Here is a 2,016-nt window from a genome sequence, read left to right on the forward strand (position 1 = left end):
AAATCTTCAAATCTTCAAATCTTCAAATCTTCAAATCTTCAAATCTTCAAATCTTCAAATCTTCAAATCTTCAAATCTTCAAATCTTCAAATCTTCAAATCTTCAAATCTTCAAATCTTCAAATCTTTAGTTTCAATGATCAATTTTGTTTAAAAGTGCTTTAAAATTGAGTCTAAACGCGACAACATTTGATTATTTAACATATTGCCAAACATCAGGATCTTCATAATTTTCATCGATATGGTAGCCTTGTACTATAACTTCTTCTTCATCAATTTCTCTTGATTTTTTATTTCTTATCAGCGCATTTACAAATGCTTGTTCTAACTCTTTTGAGGTCATTTTGTATGTATCAATATTATTCTCTGAATCATCCATTGAATTTCTTTCATCATAACGAATCGTATTGAAAGCATAACGAACCATATATTGTTCTTTACCATCTTCAGTTTTTTGAGTTTGTTTTATACTCAGATCCAAAAGAATACCATTGGCATATAATCGGTAGCCTATAGTGTTCCCTCCAACTGTATTTATTATCTTTTTCCATTCTTCATAATTAAAGATATAAGTCGGGTCAATGACATCACCTGATTTCATTAGATATCGAATATTATCTTCCTTTGCTATTCGTGCAGAAAAACGATAGAAATAATTTTTCCATTCGGCCTGATTTATACGTCTCATTAAGTCAACATAAGCTTGGTGGGCTTGTTCAGGACGTACAAATTCCTCTTTGTTTAGCCCTGCATTAATATCAAGCCCTTGTATTCCATCCTCATTATTAAACGATGTTCCTAGAACTGAAAATACATGATCTATCACTAAGCTATTCTCACCATTTTCAACTTTAATCTGACCTAAGTTGGGTGGTGTAAAATCTAACTCTCTAAAACCTGCTCTAGATGGATGACTATCGGGACGCCCAAGATTATGTTGAGAAAAATCTTTAAACCCTTGTTGGCCTAAATGTAAACTAAAACGCTGTTGATTCATGACATTATTATTCTCTGTATTTTTTGCACTAGGTTGACAAGCTGAAAGGAGATAACCCACCATAAAAATAACAATGCAGTAATTAAATTTTTCCATCATTACTATCCTTTCCAACTGTAAAATTAGCTTTGCTATCGCCCCATTTCGCAATAATTTTTAGTTCTTCTTCTAAAAAGTATCTTCCTTTATCACTTTGCATTAAACGATGATATTTTTCTGCTGCTTTTTTAATCCATTCCATACGGCTATCATAATTGGCGACTTTAGTGTTTGATAATGGTTCGCTGTATACTGTTTCTGGTACCTTATCGAGTACACCGGCGTGTCGCCCCTGATATTCTCTTTCCATGTTTTTGATATTATAAGAACTCGGCAGAATACTTTTCAATTTTGGTAGATATTCAAAAGCACTTTTAATTTCTAAAGTGCTTTTAAGTTTTTAATTATGGGTAAACAATTTGACCAAGGAACGTTTATAACTTCTTCTTTAATATGAGTAAATTTGGAAACATCACGTTGAGTTCGGCATTGATTAAAAGAGGATGAAGACATGCTCAAAGCATAATGCCAAGGTGCAATATCCATAAATAGCCATAAGTTACCTTTTGCAAAAGTATGTACAGGATCACGAATTACCCCTAGTGGAATCCATTTATATTCCCATGCAGTTAAACCATGTTTAAAATGGCAGCTAAGATTTTTTGAAACAAATGCACCTAAGCCCATCCAATAGTAACGGCCAACTAAATCTTTGTTTCGATGTTTTTCTTTAGAGGTGGTCCCACATGTTTGAACAACTAAAAGCTTATTTATAAGTGATACTCTGCTCTAGTTAAGCTACCTTATTTTGTTGTGGTAGCTGGTCATAGTAAAACTCATCTGGAGTCATTTTATCCAGACTCGAATGAGGTCGTTTCAAATTATAAAATTCAAAATATGCGTTTAATTGCTTCTTCGCATCCAAAACATTGCTGTAGGCTTTGAGATACACCTCTTCATATTTAACGCTCCGCCATAATC

Annotated in this window: 2 protein-coding genes and 1 pseudogene; all 3 read right to left on the minus strand. The window is 33.0% G+C overall.

Annotated elements, in window-relative coordinates:
* Positions 1-192: 192 nt before the first annotated feature.
* Positions 193-1,095, minus strand: coding sequence for a hypothetical protein (locus tag FTV03_RS17600; RefSeq protein WP_180026010.1), 903 nt, complete (start codon positions 1,093-1,095; stop codon positions 193-195).
* A pseudogene (locus tag FTV03_RS17605) lies at positions 1,079-1,767 on the minus strand (DUF2515 family protein); the annotation flags it as partial. The gene FTV03_RS17600 and the pseudogene FTV03_RS17605, both read right to left, overlap by 17 nt.
* A 61-nt stretch (positions 1,768-1,828) precedes the next feature.
* Positions 1,829-2,016, minus strand: a 188-nt coding sequence (locus FTV03_RS17610; RefSeq protein WP_010589055.1) for an integrase core domain-containing protein, incomplete at its 5' end; no start/stop codon positions are given.

Source organism: Acinetobacter sp. YH12218 (assembly GCF_013417925.1).
In the GTDB taxonomy this organism is placed as follows: Bacteria; Pseudomonadota; Gammaproteobacteria; order Pseudomonadales; family Moraxellaceae; genus Acinetobacter; species Acinetobacter amyesii.